Source organism: Halolamina sp. CBA1230 (genome assembly GCF_002025255.2).
GTDB lineage: Archaea > Halobacteriota > Halobacteria > Halobacteriales > Haloferacaceae > Halolamina.
In genome coordinates, this window is record NZ_CP054587.1 from 628617 (window position 1) to 646061 (window position 17445).

19 protein-coding genes and 1 tRNA gene are annotated in these 17445 nt (G+C 69.7%); 2 read left to right on the plus strand and 18 right to left on the minus strand.

From position 1 onward, the window contains the following. Window positions 1-7: 7 nt before the first annotated feature. From B4589_RS03185 to B4589_RS03215, 7 genes are all read right to left on the minus strand, one after another. Window positions 8-949, minus strand: a complete 942-nt coding sequence (locus B4589_RS03185) for an ABC transporter permease (RefSeq protein ID WP_079232915.1) — start codon at window positions 947-949, stop codon at window positions 8-10. Then, window positions 946-1710, minus strand: a complete 765-nt coding sequence (locus tag B4589_RS03190) for an ABC transporter ATP-binding protein (RefSeq protein ID WP_079232916.1) — start codon at window positions 1708-1710, stop codon at window positions 946-948. Before B4589_RS03190 ends, B4589_RS03185 begins: the two co-directional genes overlap by 4 nt. Further along, complete coding sequence (gene nosD / locus B4589_RS03195) at window positions 1688-3070, minus strand: nitrous oxide reductase family maturation protein NosD (RefSeq protein ID WP_079232917.1); 1383 nt, start codon at window positions 3068-3070, stop codon at window positions 1688-1690. The genes B4589_RS03190 and nosD overlap by 23 nt, the downstream gene beginning before the upstream one ends. Further along, window positions 3070-3789 (minus strand): hypothetical protein, encoded by a 720-nt coding sequence (locus tag B4589_RS03200; protein WP_079232918.1) that lies wholly within the window; start codon window positions 3787-3789, stop codon window positions 3070-3072. Before B4589_RS03200 ends, nosD begins: the two co-directional genes overlap by 1 nt. A 4-nt stretch (window positions 3790-3793) precedes the next feature. After that, window positions 3794-5812: a TAT-dependent nitrous-oxide reductase gene (gene nosZ / locus B4589_RS03205; protein ID WP_079232919.1), complete on the minus strand. Its 2019-nt coding sequence runs from the start codon at window positions 5810-5812 to the stop codon at window positions 3794-3796. A 1-nt stretch (window position 5813) separates the two neighbouring features. Next, a complete protein-coding gene (locus B4589_RS03210; protein WP_079232920.1) occupies window positions 5814-6305 on the minus strand; it encodes a plastocyanin/azurin family copper-binding protein in 492 nt (163 codons plus the stop codon). A gap of 223 nt (window positions 6306-6528) precedes the next feature. After that, window positions 6529-7188 (minus strand): helix-turn-helix domain-containing protein, encoded by a 660-nt coding sequence (locus B4589_RS03215; protein WP_079232921.1) that lies wholly within the window; start codon window positions 7186-7188, stop codon window positions 6529-6531. A 143-nt stretch (window positions 7189-7331) separates the two neighbouring features. On the opposite strand from B4589_RS03215, the gene B4589_RS03220 reads away from it, so the two are divergent. After that, on the plus strand, window positions 7332-7547 hold the full coding sequence (locus B4589_RS03220) for a DUF2249 domain-containing protein (protein ID WP_079232922.1): 216 nt from the start codon (window positions 7332-7334) through the stop codon (window positions 7545-7547). A gap of 1 nt (window position 7548) precedes the next feature. Here B4589_RS03220 and B4589_RS03225 read toward each other — a convergent pair whose 3' ends face one another. From B4589_RS03225 to B4589_RS03255, 7 genes are all read right to left on the minus strand, one after another. After that, complete coding sequence (locus B4589_RS03225; RefSeq protein ID WP_079232923.1) at window positions 7549-7821, minus strand: DUF2249 domain-containing protein; 273 nt, start codon at window positions 7819-7821, stop codon at window positions 7549-7551. A 100-nt stretch (window positions 7822-7921) separates the two neighbouring features. Next, the gene (locus B4589_RS03230; RefSeq protein ID WP_079232924.1) at window positions 7922-10018 is read right to left on the minus strand and encodes a type B DNA-directed DNA polymerase; all 2097 of its coding nucleotides are present in this window, start codon (window positions 10016-10018) and stop codon (window positions 7922-7924) included. Further along, window positions 10015-10260 (minus strand): hypothetical protein, encoded by a 246-nt coding sequence (locus B4589_RS03235; RefSeq protein WP_079232925.1) that lies wholly within the window; start codon window positions 10258-10260, stop codon window positions 10015-10017. Before B4589_RS03235 ends, B4589_RS03230 begins: the two co-directional genes overlap by 4 nt. Next, the gene (locus tag B4589_RS03240; RefSeq protein WP_079232926.1) at window positions 10247-10939 is read right to left on the minus strand and encodes a hypothetical protein; all 693 of its coding nucleotides are present in this window, start codon (window positions 10937-10939) and stop codon (window positions 10247-10249) included. Before B4589_RS03240 ends, B4589_RS03235 begins: the two co-directional genes overlap by 14 nt. Before the next feature lie 166 nt (window positions 10940-11105). Continuing rightward, window positions 11106-12062, minus strand: a complete 957-nt coding sequence (locus B4589_RS03245) for an ABC transporter permease (protein WP_079232927.1) — start codon at window positions 12060-12062, stop codon at window positions 11106-11108. Window positions 12063-12368: 306 nt separating this feature from the next. Continuing rightward, a tRNA-Trp gene (locus tag B4589_RS03250) sits at window positions 12369-12544 on the minus strand. A 48-nt stretch (window positions 12545-12592) separates the two neighbouring features. Continuing rightward, complete coding sequence (locus B4589_RS03255; protein WP_079232928.1) at window positions 12593-12817, minus strand: DUF5795 family protein; 225 nt, start codon at window positions 12815-12817, stop codon at window positions 12593-12595. 116 nt (window positions 12818-12933) lie between these two features. On the opposite strand from B4589_RS03255, the gene B4589_RS03260 reads away from it, so the two are divergent. Continuing rightward, window positions 12934-13119, plus strand: a complete 186-nt coding sequence (locus B4589_RS03260) for a DUF5786 family protein (protein ID WP_079232929.1) — start codon at window positions 12934-12936, stop codon at window positions 13117-13119. Window positions 13120-13183: 64 nt separating this feature from the next. Here the strand turns inward: B4589_RS03260 and B4589_RS03265 are convergent, their stop codons facing one another. The 4 genes from B4589_RS03265 to B4589_RS03280 form a co-directional block, all read right to left on the minus strand. Beyond that, entirely contained in the window at window positions 13184-14377 is a 1194-nt protein-coding gene (locus B4589_RS03265; protein WP_079232930.1) for an NAD(P)/FAD-dependent oxidoreductase, read from the minus strand. A gap of 65 nt (window positions 14378-14442) precedes the next feature. Then, entirely contained in the window at window positions 14443-15783 is a 1341-nt protein-coding gene (gene kynU, locus B4589_RS03270) for a kynureninase (RefSeq protein ID WP_079232931.1), read from the minus strand. A gap of 68 nt (window positions 15784-15851) precedes the next feature. Then, window positions 15852-16871, minus strand: a complete 1020-nt coding sequence (locus tag B4589_RS03275) for an AIR synthase family protein (RefSeq protein WP_079232932.1) — start codon at window positions 16869-16871, stop codon at window positions 15852-15854. A gap of 82 nt (window positions 16872-16953) precedes the next feature. Continuing rightward, window positions 16954-17421, minus strand: coding sequence for a hypothetical protein (locus B4589_RS03280; RefSeq protein WP_255246117.1), 468 nt, complete (start codon window positions 17419-17421; stop codon window positions 16954-16956). Between the last annotated feature and the right edge of the window lie 24 nt (window positions 17422-17445).

Consider the following 17445-nt stretch of genomic DNA (forward strand, 5'->3'; position numbering starts at 1 on the left):
TGGAGCCTCACACGCTCCGCCGTCGAACGAGCCGACCCGCCAGCCACGCCGGCCCGACACTCCAGACCACCAGCGAACCGACCAGCACCGGCGTCGTCACGCCGGAGCCGACCAGCACGTCCGCCATCCCGCCAGTCACCGTCGGCACCGACTGGAGCGCGAGCACGCGGAACGCGGTGGCGGGGTTGGCGAGCACGAAGGCGGCCAGCCAGTCCGGGCCGACCACGTCGGCGGCGATCAGGCCGACCGAGACGAGGTCGTGGACCAGCGCGACCCAGACCCACAGCAGCAACGCGCCGCCGAGCGCGTGGGTCTTCTCCGCGGCGAGCGTCGACAGCAGGGTCGACAGCGCGAGAAAGGCCGCGCCGCCCAGCACGGCCGCGCCCACGAGTCCGAGATACGCGGGCGTGAGCCCGCCCGCGTTCGCGAGCCAGAGCCCGCCGACGCCGAACCCCGCCACGACCGCGCCGACGAACACCGCCAGCCGGCCGAGGTAGGTGCCGAGGACGACGCGGCTCCGCGGCACCGGGAGCGCGAACAGCACGCCCAGCCAGCCCGACTCGTCGCTGCCGACGACGGCGTCGTAGCCGAACAGCAGCGCGACCAGGGGGAGCAGCAACGCCGAGAGTTCGACGAGGCTGACGACCACTGCGTCCGAACGGACCACCCCGCCCTGGCCGCCGAGCGTGACCACCAGTATCGAGAGGGAAGCGAACAGCGCCGCGAGCGCGAACGCCCAGCGGTTCCGGATCGCGAGCGCGAACTCCAGTCGGGCGACGGTGGCGACCTGATCGAGCGCCGAGCCCTCCGCGCTCCCCGTCGGCAGGCGGAGGCCGGTTTCCTCAACGACCCCGCCGTCGGTCTTGCCGGACGGCGGCGACTGTCGGCCGTCGTCGGTCTTGCCGGACGGCGGCGACTGCCGGCCGTCGTCGGGTCCCGCGTCGCTCATCGCTCCACCTCAACGGTCTCCCCGCGACTGCCACCCGCCTCCGCGACCAGCGTTCCGAACCCGGCTTCGAGGTCGTCGCCGTCGCCCAGCTCCCGCAGTTCCTCGACGTCGCCGTCGAACAGCAGTTCGCCGTCGTGGAGCACCGCGGCGTCGTCACACAGCGTCTCCACCTCGGCGAGCACGTGGGTCGTGATGACGACGGTCAGGTCCGACTCCTCGCGCAGGCGGTCGAGGATGCGGTGGAACTCCGCGACGCCCAGCGGGTCGAGGCCGGCGGTCGGCTCGTCGAGCAAGAGCAGCCTGGGTCGATCCAGCAGCGCCGAGGCCAGCGCGAGCCGGCGGTTCATCCCGTTGGAGTAGCCGCCGACGCGGCGGTCCGCGGCATCGCCGAGCCCGACGGTGCCGAGCGCGGCCGCGACGCGGTCGGGGCGTTCGGCTTTCGCCACGCCGCGGAGGCGGGCGTGGTAGCCCAGCACCTCCCGACCCGTGAGCGCGTCCGGGAAGCCGGCGTGTTCGGGGACGTACCCCACCACCTCGCGGAGTTCGTGGCCGGCGTCGGTCACGTCCCGGCCGCCGACGGCCACTTGCCCCGCGTCGGGGGTGAGGTGGCCGACGAGCAGTTTGAACAGCGTGGACTTGCCGGCGCCGTTGGTGCCCAGCAGGCCGTACGTCGTGCCCGGCTCGATCGACAGGCTCACGCCGTCGAGGGCGACCACGTCGCCGTAGCGTTTCGTCAGATCAGTCGTCGTTATCGCGTGCATGGTGGTCCCTCCAGTCGTGCGGCGAGCGTTCGAGCGGGTGGTAGTCGACGACGCCCGGCGCGTCGAGGACGGGGAGCGTGCGCTCGGCCCGACGGAGCGCCTCGAACGCCGGACTGTTCGTGAACACGGCAGCGGCCGGCTGCTCCCGGACCAGCTTCTCGACCAGCCCCGCGGGCCGGTAGCGGAGTTCGCTCACGCCGTCGTCGTCCAGATCCGCGGCGTCGGCGCCGCTCCAGTAGTTGCCGCGTTCGGAGCCGTTCCAGACGTGGGTGTCGCTGGTGACCGCCTGTACGGGCCGGCGGTTGCCGACGAAGCTGTTGTTGACGACCTCCTCGCCGTGGGTGCCGGCGGTCAGGTGGAACCCGATCTCGTTGCCGAGCACGAGGTTCCCCCTGAGCTCGTTGTCCGCGGAGTTCAGCGAGTAGATCCCGCGCTGATTGTCGACGAACTCGTTGCCGCGGATCGTCGAGTAGTCGATGCGTTTGAGCAGGATCCCGTGGCCGCTCGTGCCGGTGTTGTTCGCGGCGGTGTTGTTCACCACCGTCAGCCGCTCGGAGAGCATCAGCGCGTACCCCACGTCGTTGTCGACGGCGGTGTTGTTCGCCAGCCGGTTGCCGTGGGAGTACATGTAGTGGACGCCGTAGCGCAGGTCCCAGAGCTCGTTCCCGCGGGCGGTCACGTTCGACGCCCACGAGTAGTAGATCCCGTCGCGGGCGTCGGTGATGCGGTTGTCCGCGACCAGCGTCCCGGTGGTTTTCCAGAGCTGGATCCCGTTCCCTCGGTAGGATCGGGGGGTCACGTTCTCCCGGCCGACGACGGTGTTGTTGCGCAGGGTCGCGTCGTCGACGCCGTCGACCCAGACGCCGAACGTGATCTCGGTCACGCGGCTGTCGACGACGGTCGCGTTGGGCGCGTCGATCCAGACGCCGGCGTCGTTGGTCGAAGTGTCCATCCCGGAGTTCCGGACCCAGACGTCCCGGACCGTCACGTTCGCGGCCCGGATCGTCAGCACGTCACCCTCCCGCCCGCCATTGATTGCCGCGCGGGCGTCCGCTGCCGTCGTGATCGTTACCCCCGTGGTGTTCACGACGACGCGCTCGTCGAAACGGCCGCTGATCCGGACGGTCTCGCCCGGTTCGGCGGCGTCGACAGCACGCTGGAGGGAGTCGAACGACTCGTCGCCGACGGTCGCGACGCCGGCCTCGGTCACGGGGTCGAACGCGTCGTAGTCCGGTCGTTCGGCGGTCGCCTCGGGCGTCGGCGCTGCGGCCGACGTGGGCGCGACCGTCACGCCAGCGAGCGCGGCCGCCACGACGACCACGAGCGCGACGAACCCGCGTTCGAGGCCGGCGTCGTCCATCAGCGTTCCACCTCGGTTCCGGGGACGCGTGCTTTCACGTGATCCGGCAGGCCCCGGAGGAGCCGGGGCACGTCACGCACCGTCGCGGTCGAGTCCCGGACCAGCCACGCGGCCACCAGCAGGCCGATGGCGGCCATCGTCAGGTAGGCGCCGACGCCGAACCGGGAGTAGCTGGTGATGTTCGCGACCGCGTACTTCCCCCACAGCGGCGGCATGAACGGATCGACGCCCATCACCGGCGCGTCGGGGTCGAGCGTGTGGCCCGCCTGGTACAGCCGGTACTGGATGTCCGCGAGCAGGACCGCGAACACGGTGACCGAGCCGATCAGCTGTGCCGTGAGCCCGCGACGGAGCTTCGTCGCGGTGGGCGCGACCGCGACGAACAAACTGGTCGCCGCCACGCCGACGAACGCCAGCGGTCCGAGCGACCACTCCGGCACGTCGATGGCGTCGGGGTGGGGCTCGTAGTTCGGTGGCCAGAACACCGGGTCCGGGTAGTAGAACCCGATGTAGCTGTTCAGGCGGGCGATCTCGACGTAGTCGCCGCTGATCCGCGGGTAGGCGTACAGCCCGAGCGACAGCGTCTCGCTGGGGTACTGGACGGCGTCCATCCGGATATGCCACATCGGGAAGGCGAGCGCCGCCACGAGCAGCGCCGCCGCTACGAGCGGCAGCAGCCGCCTGAGCTCGCCGAACTGGCTCCATCTCGGGCGTTGCATGGTCCTAGTCGGCCGGCTCCACGATCAGTCGTGAGCGCATCTCCAGGTGGAGTGCGCTGCAGAAGTACGTACAGTACACCCAGTACACCCCGGGCTCGTCGGCGGTGAACGTCACCTGCCGCGTGTCCTGGGGCGCGAGCGCGAGGTTGACGTCGTACTCGGGGATCGCCATCCCGTGGACCAGGTCCTGGCTCCCCTCGATGTTGGTGACGGTCATCCGCACCTCGTCGCCCTCCTGCACCGTGATCTCGCGCAGGCCGTACTCGCTGCGCTTGACCGAGGCGTACACCTCAACGGTCGAGTCGTCGACGCGCTCGATCCGAGAGCTCTCGGTGGTGACGAACTCCGCGTCGTAGTCGTCGGGGTTCCAGGTCCGCGCCGGCTCGATCTTCTCCTTGTGGGCGAAGATGGCGTCGTGGGGCTCGGGGTAGACGGGGTGGTCCGCGACCAGCTCCATCCCGCCGGTCTCGTCGTCCGCGTCGTTCCCGATATAGATCAGCTGGTCGTTGTCGGGGAACACCGGCCCGACCGGGAGGAAGCGGTCCTTCGAGAGCTTGTTGAGCGAGACCAGCCAGTTGCCGGCCGGCTCGGTCGACATCGCCTGGACCGCCTGGATGTGGCCGGGGTTGTAGTGGACGTCGATCTTGCCGAGGATCGGCTCCTCGGACCCTTTCTCGGCGTTCACCGCGGCCTCGATATCCCACTTCACGACCTGCGAGTCGATGAACAGCGACGTGTACGCGTGTCCGCGGTCGTCGTAGGTGGTGTGCAGCGGCCCGAGCCCGACCTTGGGCTGGCCGACGATCGTGTCCGCGGGGTCGTCGGCGGTCGCCAGCTTCTCGATGTCGATGATCGACACCGTCGGCGAGAGCTTCCCGGCGACCATCCCGTAGTTGCCGTCGGGCGTCACCTCGACGCAGTGGGGCGACTTCGGCGTCGGGATGTAGCGCACGATCGGGTCGTCGCCCGCGTTGTGCGGGCTCTCCTTCCGGCCGTCGACGACGGGGACGCCGTTGACCTCCTCGTACTCGCCGGCGTCGACGAGCTCCTGGATCGCGGGCACGTCGAACGCCTTCACGTCGTCCCGGTCGTCCCGGGTCATCTCCTCGATCTCGACGCCCTCCTCGTCGTTGTACGCCGAGGCGAGCACCCAGCGGCCGTCCTTGTCGGAGTCGACGATGTCGAGCTGGCCGTCGACCTCGACCTGCCACAGCACGTCCATGCTGTCGGGGTCGATAGCGGTGAACACCGAGACGTACTCCTCGGGGCTGTTCACGTCCCGGCCGTCGTTGGGGATCGGCGTCCGGAACTCGCTGTTGGCGAACACGTACCCCGTGTCCGGGCTCTGGATGCAGCAGCCGTGGACCGACTGGACGTTCGGCACGTCGACGATCGCGTCGGTCTCGAAGTACGTGAGGTTCACCCGCGCGACCCGGCCGTTAGCCTTGTCGTTGACGAAGATGTACTCGCCGTCGTACTTCCCGTCGGTCTCCGAGAGGTTCGGGTGGTGGGAGTCACCCCACGTGTAGCCGCCGGCCTCCTCCAGCATCTCACTGGTGCGGTCGTCGAACCCGTACCCCTTCGCACCCTCGCGGTTGAACACCGGGATCCGGGTGAGCTGGCGCATCGACGGGATGCCGTACACCCGGATGTCGCCCGCGTGGCCGCCCGACCAGAACCCGTAGTACTCGTCTTTCTCGCCCGGCGGCACCTTGTGGTCGGGCACCTCGCCGTCGCCGCTCTGGGTGTCCGTGTTCGAGTTGTTCCCGAACGCGCCCGTCCCCGCACAGCCCGCGAGGCCGCCGACGGCGCCGACGGCCGCGCCCGCCTTCATCACGTCGCGGCGGCTGACGTCGCCGCCCAGCGAGGGGAGCGTCGGCTCCGGATCGGGCGCCTCTGTCCCCTCGACCTCGGCGAGCAGTTCGTCCAGCTGCCGTTCGTGCTCCGCGAACAGCTCCGCCTCGCTCTTCCGTTCGGTCTCGCCCCCTTCGACCGTCTCCTCGGCGGTGTCGTCTGTGCTCATATCAAACCACCCGGACGTAGCCGACCATCCCGTTCATCTCGTGGGGGATGCAGTAGTACTCGTACTCCCCTGTCGTCTCGAACGTGTGTTCGTACGTCCCGCCCTCGGTGACGTTCCCCTCGTCGGGGTAGCCGTCCGCTGCCGCCTGCTGGCTGTCGAACCCGCCCGACGCGAAGTACTCAGCGCCGTCGGGGATGTTCTCCTCGTAGGCGGTGATCGAGTGTCCGATCGTGCCGACGTTCTCCCAGGTGACCGTCGTGCCGGCCTCCACCTCGATCCGCTTGGGCGCGAACGTCAGGTCGTCGGTCATCTCCACGGTGCTCGTCCCTTCCCACGATTCGCCACTGCCGCCGTCGGAGCCGCCGGATTCGGTCGGGGACTCCGTGGGGGAGTCGGTGCTGGCCCCGCCGGAGCCACAGCCGGCGAGCCCGAGCCCGACTCCCGTCGACGCCAGTGCGACCAGGTATCGTCGGCGCGTCGTGTCCTGACTCATGGTCCTACAGGTCGGCGTTCGGGGTCACACCATTAGAACCGTCAAGCGCGTTCCCACCGGATCGGAACTTCCGAACACGTTCGCGTCGGGGTTTATCCGTGTCTTCGGGGCGAACGCGGGGCGCCTTCAGTTCCGACACGTTCGGCAGAAACGAACTCACGACCCCGAGAGTCGCCACAGATCACCGCTCGCGCGCGGTCGACGGTGCCCCGCGCGGGCGCTCCTACCCCTCGATGACCGGCCGGGGCTCCGCCTCCAGCCCGGCGGCGAACTGCTTCATCACGCGCTCCTCGGCGCGGTGGAGCGTCTCGCTGACCGTCGACTTCGCCAGTCCCACGGCGTCGGCAAGCTGGGTCAGCGAGCACTCGCGGGGCGTGTCGTAGTACCCCCGGTCGATCGCCTCGCGAACGATCGTCCGCTGGCGGTCGGTCAGCAGCGCCTCGGAGCCGCCGACCTCCTGCTGGAGGTAGTCGACGGTGAAGGAGACCCCCAGCGCCGAGAGCTGGTCGCCAAGCTCCGAGATGGCGTCCTGTGAGGCGGTCAGCGTCCACGTCGCCTCGCCGTCGCTGATCTCGAACGGCATCTCCAGCGGGAGCCCCGAGTCACGGGCCGCCAGCAACAGCAGCGGGAGGTGGGTCCGGAACTGCACCAGACACTCCCGGTCGCCGCGCTGGAGCACCTCGACGTCGTCGACGGAGTCGTGGGCGCGCACGTCGGCGACGACCGACTCGGGGTCGCGGGCGCCGATCTCCGCCAGCCCCACCCCGCCGTCGGCCTCGGTCATCGCCGCCAGGATCCTGATCGTCGCGTCGTCGTGGGCACGGGTGATCTCTCCGGGCCAGGTCCGCTCCGGGATCGTGAGCGTGAGTTTCGCTTCGGGCATGGCTCTACCTGTGCGTTGCCCGGGGATAACCCAGTCGATACTCCCGAACATGTTCGGGAATCTCGTTGCGGCCGGCGATCGGCGCCGCGACCGCCGACCATGTTCGGCACAACTGCCACCTCGACACGGCGGGATGTCGGGGTATGGCCGACAGACGACTCGACGCTCGCGAGATCGACGGCGAACCGTTCGGCCGGATCGTCGGCGAACTGGAGACGCTCGGGGAGACCGAACGGCTCGTGCTGGTCAACAGCTTCGAGCCCGAACCGCTGTACGGCGTCCTCGATCGGCGCGGGTTCGAGCACGAGACCGAACAGGTCGCGGAAAACGAGTGGCGCGTCGTGATCGAACACGCCTGAGCTACGCCGGCCAGATCGCGGTGATCGCGGCGTCGCCGTCCGCGACGGTCTCGTACTCGTACCCCCGGTCCTCGAGCCGCGGGTAGAGATGCTGCGGCCGGCGGTCGTTCGTCTGGACCAACACGGTCTCCTCGTCGAGTTCGGCCAGCCGTTCGAGTGTCTCTCGGAGGGGTTTCGGCGGCGGGAGGTCGCGGGCGTCGAGGTGGACCTGTTCGTGGCCGACGGGCGCGTCGTCGAAGCGGTCGTCGAGATCGGGTCGTTCGTCGGCGGCCATAGTTGTCGGGAGGAAGCCGCTCCTCGGGAGCGTTCTGCCGAACCTGTTCGGGGTCGCCGACGGCGGGTCGAGACGGCCACCCGTGTCGGACGATACGCGCTCAGAACGCCGACAACGACCCGTTCACGCGTTCGGACAACTGCTCCTCGATCTCCTCTCGACGGAACCCCGCAGGTGCCAGCACCGACTCGGCAGCGCGGCACAGTCGGTCGCGGTAGAACGCGATGTCGTAGCGGTCGGGGTTCTCGTGGAGGAGCGCGACGCGTGCCCGCCCCGATTTCTCGTCGTCGACGACGACGTACTCGACGGTTTGCCCGGGGTGTTTCTCTAGACCGAGGTCGGCCGCCCGCTCCAGCGCAGCGACGTTTTTCGTCGTCTGGGTGTACTCCTCGACGCGCTTCGAGACGCGGTTGGTGATCGCCAGTCGGGCCGGGTCGACGTCGCCCGATCGTAGATCGCGAACGAACTCCCGCAGGCTTTCACAGACCGCCTCCGGCGAGCGCGTGCGGCCGAACTCCCGGATCAGTTCGAGTTGGGCGTCCTCGACGAACGGCGGCGTCGATCGCTGCCGGGCCTCGATCCCGCGGCGTTTGTAGCTCGATTCGTCGTCGACAGGGTCGCCCGCTCGTTTCCCGAAGTAGCGCGTGAGCGCGCCGGCGCCGTCGTCGCGCCGGGGACAGAACGCGAGCCAGTCGTAGGCGGCCTCGTACTCCAGCCTGATCCCCGCGTCGTCGGTGATCTCCCGGGCGACGGTTTCGAGGTCGGTCCCCTCGCGGTCGGGCATCGGTGTCACCCACAGCGAGTCGACGATGCCGTGGACGACGCGCCAGCCGTGGTGCTCGAGCGTCGCCTTGGCGTCGAGCAGGATCTCCCGCGCGAACGCGTTGATGGCCTCGTGGCACTCGATCCGGCCGAACTTCGCGTTCGAGAACCCCTGGTAGCCGAAACAGGAGACGAGGATCCACTTGATCGCCGCCGCGGCGCCCTCGCGGCCGTCGTCGCCTCGACCGAGTCGACGCTTGAACTCGTCGCGGTCGTCGATCAACGGCTGGAGCACGTCCGGGAGGTAGCCGTCGTCGGGGCAGATGCCGTACCCCAGCTCCGGCACGTCCTCGCGTTCGGGGTGGCAGTCACAGCAGACGGTCTCGGGCGAGATGTTCCTCGTACACATGATGTTGGGGTAGAGGCTCGAGAAGTCGAGTTCGTGGACGTTCTCGTGGACGCCGACGTCCGGCGATAACGTGAAGCCGCCGCGGTCGGCCGTCTCGAGCGTGCTGGCGGGCTTGAACCGCTCGGCCCGCCACGAGCGCCAGGGGACGAGCACGTCGCGGGACAGCGCCTCGCGGATCTGGATCGCGGTGAGCACGTTGCCGATGCTCGCCCACGCCGCTTCCTGCAGGGGTTTGTGCGAGCGCTCCACGAGATAGCGGACCCCGTCGAGGTCGGTCTCCCGCAGGAAGAAGGAGTTCGAGGCGTCGACGATCGGCCGCCCCGGAACCGCGTACCGCGCCGGCGAGTGGCCGACCGTCCCGTAGCTCTCGTACGTGCTCGCGGCTGCGAGCTGAGTGTATCCGGGTTCGCGACCGAGTCGGAGATCCTCCTCGACCGCGTCGAACAGTTCGGGGAGTAGCTCCGCCGTCGAGACGCGCAACACGTCCGGCTCCGTCCTCCGGATCAGCGACTCCACGTCGCGGGCGATATCGGCCGGCGCGTCCGCGAAGGCGTGTGTCTCACCGCTCGGCGTCGTCGCGGTCACGGACTCCAGTCCCGAACCGGCGATCGGCGGCGCCGCGAGTTCCAGCACGGTCGGATCGCGCGTCGGCGTCGGCTCGGTCCCCGTCTCGACGCAGTAGCGGAACTGCCGGGAGAGGTCGACGTTGAAGCAGCGATAGGTGCCGGGCCGGCCGACCTTCGTGATCGTCGACGCCAGCCGGGAGACGGCGTCGGGTGTCGTCATCTCGACGGCGAGCATCTCCGTCGCGTCGTGGCGCCAGCCGGGGCGGTGGTGCTCGCGCTCGACCGCCGCCACCTCGGGATGCGGGCGAACGGCGTCGGCGACCTCCGCGAGCGAGCCGTCCGCGGTCGCGCGGACGTAGAACCGCGGGCGGTAGGGCCGCTCCTCGCGTTCGACGCCCGCGTCGGTCAGCGACCACTCCACGGCCGTCTCGGGTTCGGGGAAGTCGATGCAGTAGGTCATTCTCCCAACTCGGCTTCGAGCGCGGCGATCCGGCGCTCCTGGGCGAGCAGGACCGAGACGAGCACGAGATCCAGCGTGCGCTCCCGGTTCTGGTACCCTGCCGCGTCGGCGTAGTCGGCGGCGTGCTCCCAGAGCCGGTCGAAGTGCTCCTGGTCGCGGCGGCGCAGCGCCCGGCGGTAATCGCCCCACTGCGACTCCAGATGGCGCAGGCTGTCGCGGTGCGTGGGGTTAGACCGCCCCACTGGCGAACACCTCCCCGGGGAGGGTGGCCGTGTCGTGGAGCGGCTGGCGCGCCTCGAGCACCTGCTGCCAGAACGCGAGGGTGGTCTGCACCCAGCCGTCCTCGCGTTCGTACACCAGCGTCTCGAACCCGTCGCCCTCGAATCGCGGCCCCATCTCGGTGTCCCGGACGGTCAGCGTCGACGATGCCGCGGCCGCGACGGGGTCGCTGAACGCGTCCGCCCGCGAGCGAGTACAGAGGACTGGAAGCTCGTACTCGCGGGCAACGGCGGCGACCTGCGCCAGCGCCCGAACGAGCAGCTCCCGGCCGTCGGTGCCCTGCACGTCGTCGCCGCGGTACTGCGCGTCGATATCGGGCAGGACGATCACCGCGGTGTCGCCGTCGACGTGGGCCGCGAGGTCGTCGAGCAGCGCGGTGTGCTGGTACGGCGTGAACCCGCGGGCGACGTCGACGCGGTCCAGTACGCGCCGGTCGGGCGCGATCTCGGCCAGCGTCTCGGTGGTGCAGTAGCGCCCGGTGCCGACCCAGACGCCACGCCCGCACTCCAGCAGCACGCGGTCGACCAGCAGCGTCTGCAGCGGGAGTCGCGGGTCGCCGTCGGTCTCGAGCAGCGTGATCCCGCTGTCGAGCGTGGGCAGGTCGGGAATGGTGAGTGTTTGGCTGTCAGTTTGGGTGGGCATGCTTCTCCGTTCTCGGACTGGCGGCATGAGTGTCGGCCGAGGGGTTCCGGAGGGTTCCGGGTGTGGAGGAATCAGGGGAGGGGAGTGGAGTTGGGAGTTTCCGGTGGGTGTTCCGGGGAGTGTGCGGCGGCGGGCGACGAGCGAGCACGCGTCACCACTTTTCGTTTCACTCGACGGAGACTTGGGGGTCGAGATAGCCGTACAGCACGTCTTGGAGGAAGCTCCCGGCGATCCCGAGGAACACGATCACGAGCGTCGACCAGGTGACCAGCGACATGTCGCCCTGATCGACCGCCACCAGGCTCGCGCGTGCCAGCCCGTCGATCGGGAGGATCTCCTCGATCACGTAGATGTTCAACACCAGCACCGCCAGCAGCTCCGTCAGCGACAGCGAGACGATCGGCAGCGCCGCGTTCCGGAGCACGTGCCGCACGAGCGTAAGCCGGGAGATCCCCTTCGCCCGCAGCATCTTCACGAACTCCCGGCCCGTCTGATCCAGCACGGCCGAGCGACTGAACCGGAGCTGGCCAGCCAGCAGGCTCACCGCGACCGTGAAGGCAGCGATCACCTGCGGGTGGACGGACAGCCCGCCAGCAGCGGACTGACCGCCACGAGCCGGAGAGACGACGGCGAGAACGTACGTGATCACCATGAACACCGGAACACCGAGCAGCGCGTACGTGCTCAGTCGTGCACTCCAGTCGACGGCCCCGTCCTTCTCGAACGCCGCCAGCACGCCCAGCGGCACTCCCAGGGCGATGGCGATGACCACGCCCGGGAGGACGTACTCGAGCGTCGTCACCACCCGCCCGTCGAGCACGGCCGCGACCGGTTCGCCGTACGCGACCGATTGCCCCCACTCCAGCGTGGTGAGGTCGACGAGATAGTGGAGGTAGCGCTCGTAGAGAGGCTCGTCCAGCCCGCGCTGGGCGACGAACGACTGCCGGAAGCGTTCGACCTCCTGTTCGGTCGCCTTCGCCCACGGCGACCGCAGGAACGCGAGCTGTTGCCGGAAGATGAACCGTATCTGCAGAACGATGAACGCGAACATCGCCGTCGCGGCCGCGTACACCGAGAGGACGGCGAACGCGAACCGCCGGAGGAGGTAGCTGACGTAGCTCATGGAGGGTTATCCGACCACTGGTCGATCGACCGGGACGACATCGTCTTCATCACCATCAGAAAGTCTTATAAATTTTCCTGATAGTTACAGCGTAGTGGTCAGAACCTCGGTTTCCGTGCATCAACTGGGGTTCTGCGCGAGATGAAGGCTGTCGACGCAGCCAACGCTCGACAGGTGAGCGCCGGCAAGAAAGTGGGAACGGAGGGATTGTGAACCACGAGAACTCGCTGACGCTCGTTCTCTGGGTTCAAATCCTCCGATCGATCACTGAGCAGCCGCTCGCGACCGTTGCTCGCGGCAGAGAAGTGGGAACGGAGGGATTTGAACCCCCGATCGACTGATATCTCCGGTGCGCCTCGGTCCTCCAGAGGGTCGTCGTCGCCAGCGATGATCAGTCGCCGACTCGGTATATCAGTCTGGAGTTCGTCACCGGGCGCGTGGCCTCTGGAGTCAGTCGCCATCCCGGGCTTGGCCACGTTCCCTTGCACACTTCGCTACACCGCTTCGGTGTAAAGGGATTTCGATCCGATTCAGTCCCGGTCGACCTCGGCCCAGTCACACTCCTGGCATTTGTATGCGGTCACGAACTCCGTGACGCTGGGCATGTAGCCGACGCTGATCACGTCGCCGCCACACTCCGGGCAGTCCCGGTCGGCGTCCTCGATGGGCTCGGCCTCCAGCACGTCGTCGCCCTCTACCTGTTCGGCCAGCGACTCGGGCGTCACCATCCGCCCCTGCACGACGCGGTTGCTCATGTGCCATGCCTGGGACCCCGGGCCCGTAAGCCCTGTCGGTCCGCCACGGGCGACAACCACCCTCACAGTCCCGACAGGTCCACAGGGTTTTTGCGCTCCACCCCCTCGGGCCAGGTATGGGGTTTGGATCGTACGACGAATCCGAGCAGGAGAACAAGAACCAGGACACCGACGAGCAGGCCGAGGGCGTCGACGTGGACGGGGGCGAGGAGGGCGACCTCTCCTTCGAGTCCACCGAGTCGACCGACGAACTGGTCGGCAAGCTCGACGAGATGCGCGACGACGAAGACGACGACGAGTAAGGCCCGTGACCCCCACGTCGCGAGCCCCCCTTCGTTCTTGAACGAACGAGCCAACAGCCGCGGCTCAGAGACGCTTCAGTAGCTCGCCGAACTCCCCAGTGTCGTCCATCTCCTTCCGGAGCACGCCCAGCGCGTGCCGGAGCGAGCCGTGTTCCGCGAGGTAGGTGATCCCCACCGCCGACTTGAGCGCGTTGGCAGTGCTGCCCGTCAACACCGTCGGCCCGATCTGTGCGACCGCGTCGTCGCCGACCGAGATCAGCCAGCCCGGGCTCTCCCAGTGCCACTGCGCGAGGTCGACGAACCCGCCGTCGGCGGTCGCCGCGGCGACGACGTTCCGCGCGGCGGTCTCGGCGGCCCGCACCGCCGCGGACGCGCTCGCGGGCACCGGCTCGCCGTCGGCGTCGACGATCCGCACCGCGTCACCCAGCGCGAACGTCCGCTCGTCGAGGCGGAGATCCCCCCGCACCTGCGGGCGCTCGCCGCCCATCGCCCCGTTGCCGCGGATCCCGCCGGTCCAGACGAACTGGTCGTAGTCGATAGCCGCGCCGTCCGCGACCGTTATCGTCGCCTCGTCGGCCGCAGTCACGGTCGCCCCGGTCCGCACGTCCACGTTCTGGGCGTCGAGGCGCTCCCGGGTCGCCGTCTGGAACTGCTCCGGGAAGCCGGGCGCGACGGTCTCCTCCTGTTCGAGCAGCACGATCTCCACGCTCTCGGCCACCTCGCGCTCGCGGGCCATGACCGCCAGTTCGCCGGCGACCTGCACGCCCGAGAGCCCCGCGCCGCCGACGACCACCGTTCCCGTTCGCTCGGTGTTCGCGACGGGGTCCTCGTGGCCGAACTCGTCGACCACCGCCTCGAACTCCCGGCGGATCTCGGCGGCGTGTTCCAGCCGCTTCAGCGGCGTCGCGTGTGCCTCGACGCCCGGGACGTCGTAGAACGCCGTCTCAGCACCCAACGCGACCACGCAGTAGTCGTAGTCGAGCGTGTCGCCGTCGGCCAGCGAGACGGTCCGAGACTCGCGATCGACCCCGGTCACTTCACCCTCCCGCAGCGCCGCGCGGTCGAGGATCTCCGCCAGCGGGACCGATATCTCGTCGACGTAGTCGGGGTCCCGGACCGCCCGGTGGAGTTCATGCTGGACCAGGTGGCTCCCCGTGTCATCGACCAGCGTGAGCGTCGCCGACGCCGGGAGCCGCCGCTCCAGTTTGCGTGTCACCGTGAGGCCGGCGTAGCCGCCACCGAGCACCAGAACGTCCATAGCCGCTGTTGGGTCCACGACGACAAAACGGTGTCCGCCCCGGAACTGCGACGCCCGAGTCGCCGCTACGAGACGTCCTCGCTCGCGGAGAACGCCTCGTGAGCCCCCTCGTCGATCACGGCCCGGAGCTGTTCGGCCACGTCGTACACGTCCGCGAAGCCGACGTACAGCGGCGCCGGACAGATCCGGATCACGTTCGGCGGCCGGTAGTCGACGACCACCCCGCGCTCCCGGAGCGCCTGACTCACGCGGTCGGCGTCGGGATGTTCGACCGCGACGTGGCCGCCGCGACGCTCGCCCGCCGCGGGCGTGCCGACCGAGTACTCGTACTCCGCCTCGGAGAGGTCCGCGACCAGCGTCGCGAGCAGCTCGGTGAGTTCGAGCGACTTCGCCCGCACGCGGTCGATCCCGGCCTCGTCGAGCAGGTCGAGCGACCCTTCCAGCGGCGCGGCCGAGAGCATCGGCACGGTGCCGATCTGCCACGCGCCCGCCGACTGCTCGGGCGTGTACGTGAGTTCGAGGTCGAACTGCGTGGCCTTCTCGTTCCCCCACCAGCCCGGCAGCGCGGGCGTCAGCCCGTGGTAGCGCTCGTTCACGTACAGCCCCGCGATCGCCCCCGGGCCGGCGTTGAGGTACTTGTAGGAACACCAGACCGCGAAGTCCACGCCGGCCGCCGAGAACTCGTGTGGCACCGCGCCGACGGAGTGGGCGGCGTCGAACCCCGCGAGCGCGCCGTACTCGTGCGCTAACTCGGTCAGCGCCGCAACGTCGAACAGCTGTCCCGAGCGGTACAGCACGGTCGGCATGAACAGGATCCCCACGTCGTCGTCCATCGCGGCCCGGACGTCCTCGCGCTCGATCGTCCGGCCGTCCCGACTCTCGACCAGTCGGAGGTGCTCGTCGGGGTCCAGCCCGCGCTGGCGGAACTGCGCGCGGATCGCGTAGTGGTCGGTCGGGAAGTCGAGTTCGTTCGCGACGACGACGTTGCCCGACGCTGCGACCGGCGAGTCAGCCACTGTGTCGGGCGCGTCGACCTCCCGGGCCGGCACGTCGGCGACGTGGTCGAGGAACGTCCCGATCAGGCTGTGGATGTTGACGGTCGTGGAGTTGGCGATCACCACCTCCTCGGGGTCGGCGCCGACGTACGGCGCGAGGCGGTCGCCGAGGTACTCCGCGTACTCCCACCACGGCTGCTCGCCATCGGTCCAGCCCTCGATCCCGCGCTCGCGCCACTCGTCGACCACGCGATCCAGCGTGCGCTCGGCGTCGTCGCTGATCGGCCCCAGCGAGTTCCCGTCCATGTAGAGCTCGCTCGGCACGTCGAACCGGTCGCGGAACGACGCAAGCGGATCGTCGGCGTCGCGTGCGGCGGCGTCCGCCCGCGTGACCGAGAAGGGACTGCTCATGCACGGGTCTCCGGCGCTGCCGACAAAGGCGTTGCCACACCGTCTGTCGTCACCACGCCGCCCGCTGCTCACTCCTCGCCGGCCAACTCGGCGTAGGCGTCCCACGACGGGTCCCGCGGCGGCTCGGTCCACTCCTCGCCGCGGAACCGCATCCCCGAACCCTCGACGACCGTCCCGACCTCGGCGACGGGCGTTCCGCGATCCGCGATCGCCCGCCGGACTGCGTCGACGTCCGCGGGCGGCACGGCGAGTACGAGCGTCCCCGAACTGGTGGACTTCCAGGGGTCGATCCCCAGCGCGTCACAGACCGCCTCGACCCCCGAGCGCATCGGCGCCGCCTCGGTGTCGACTTCGAACCGCACGCCCGCACTCCCGGCCATCTCGCAGAACGCGCCCAGCAGGCCGCCCTCGGTCGCGTCGTGCATCGCGGCTACCTCTCCAGCCTCCGCGGCGGCGACGGCGTCCCGGACCAGCCTGGCCTCGTCGAGCCCCGCGGCCGCGTCGGCGACCGTTTCGGGCGAGAGCCCGCGGTCGCCCAACTCCTCGGGGTACAGCGACGCGAACAGGCCTGCGGTCTCGACGGCCGGCCCGCGCGTCACGAGCAGGCGGTCGCCCGGGCGCGCGCCGTCCGGGCGCACGACCGCCTCAGGGTCGCAGACGCCCATCGCGGTCGCGGCGCCGACCCACGGGAACTCGGCGGCGGGGTAGCGCGCGGTGTGGCCCGTGACGACGCTCGTCCCCAGCTCCGCACACTCCGCGTGGATGCCGGTCCAGAGCGCGTCGAACTGCTCGTCGGAAATCGCGGTCGGCAGCGAGAAGGAGATCGCGAGGTGGCTCGGGAGCACGCCGGCGACGGCCACGTCCGAGAGCGCGACGTGGAGTGCGAACCGCCCCGCGCGTTCGAACCCCAGCGCCGGGAGCACGGAGATCGGGTCGGTCGCGACCACGAGCCCCGTCCCGTCGAGGTCGAGAAGGCCGAAATCGACGCCGGCGGTCGGCCCCAGCGCCACGTCGTCGCGCTCGGCGCCGAGCCGGGGGGCGATCCGCTCGGCGAAGAAGGCGCGGTCGATCTTGCCGCGGTCGGTCATGCACGGGGCTGGGGCTGGCGGCAACGTATGCCTGCCGACCGACGACGAGGGGCTGGCGCGCATCCCGCTCAACGAACGGTGGTCAGTCGGTCGTTTTCTCCGCCCGCAGCGGGCGTTCGCTCGCCAGTCGACAGTCGAACTGCGGGTGCTCCGCGAAGTGGCGCACGATCATGTGCCGCCGCGAGCCGGTGACCCCTGCCCCACCCACGTCCTCCGCGCCGAACGACGCCGGCAACGACTCGAACAGCTCCCGGAACGCTTCGACGGAGTCGAACACCTGCTCGTTCCCGGGCGTGTCCGCTGCCCGCCGCGCGACGGCGTAGCTCCCGTCCCGGCGGTACTGGCCGACGGTTCGGAACAGTTCCAGCCGCCGCTCCAGCGCGTCGCCGACGGACTCCCGCAGCGCCAGCGCCGCCTCGCGGGGGAGGCGGTACCTCTCGCCGTCGACGGTCAGCCGGACCGCGCCGTCCTCACGCTCGACGGCGACGGCAGTCTCGTCGGCCGCGAAGAACCCGATCAGGAGCGTGTTGACTCCGCATGGTTGACACAACGGCCGGCACTGCGAAGAACGTGT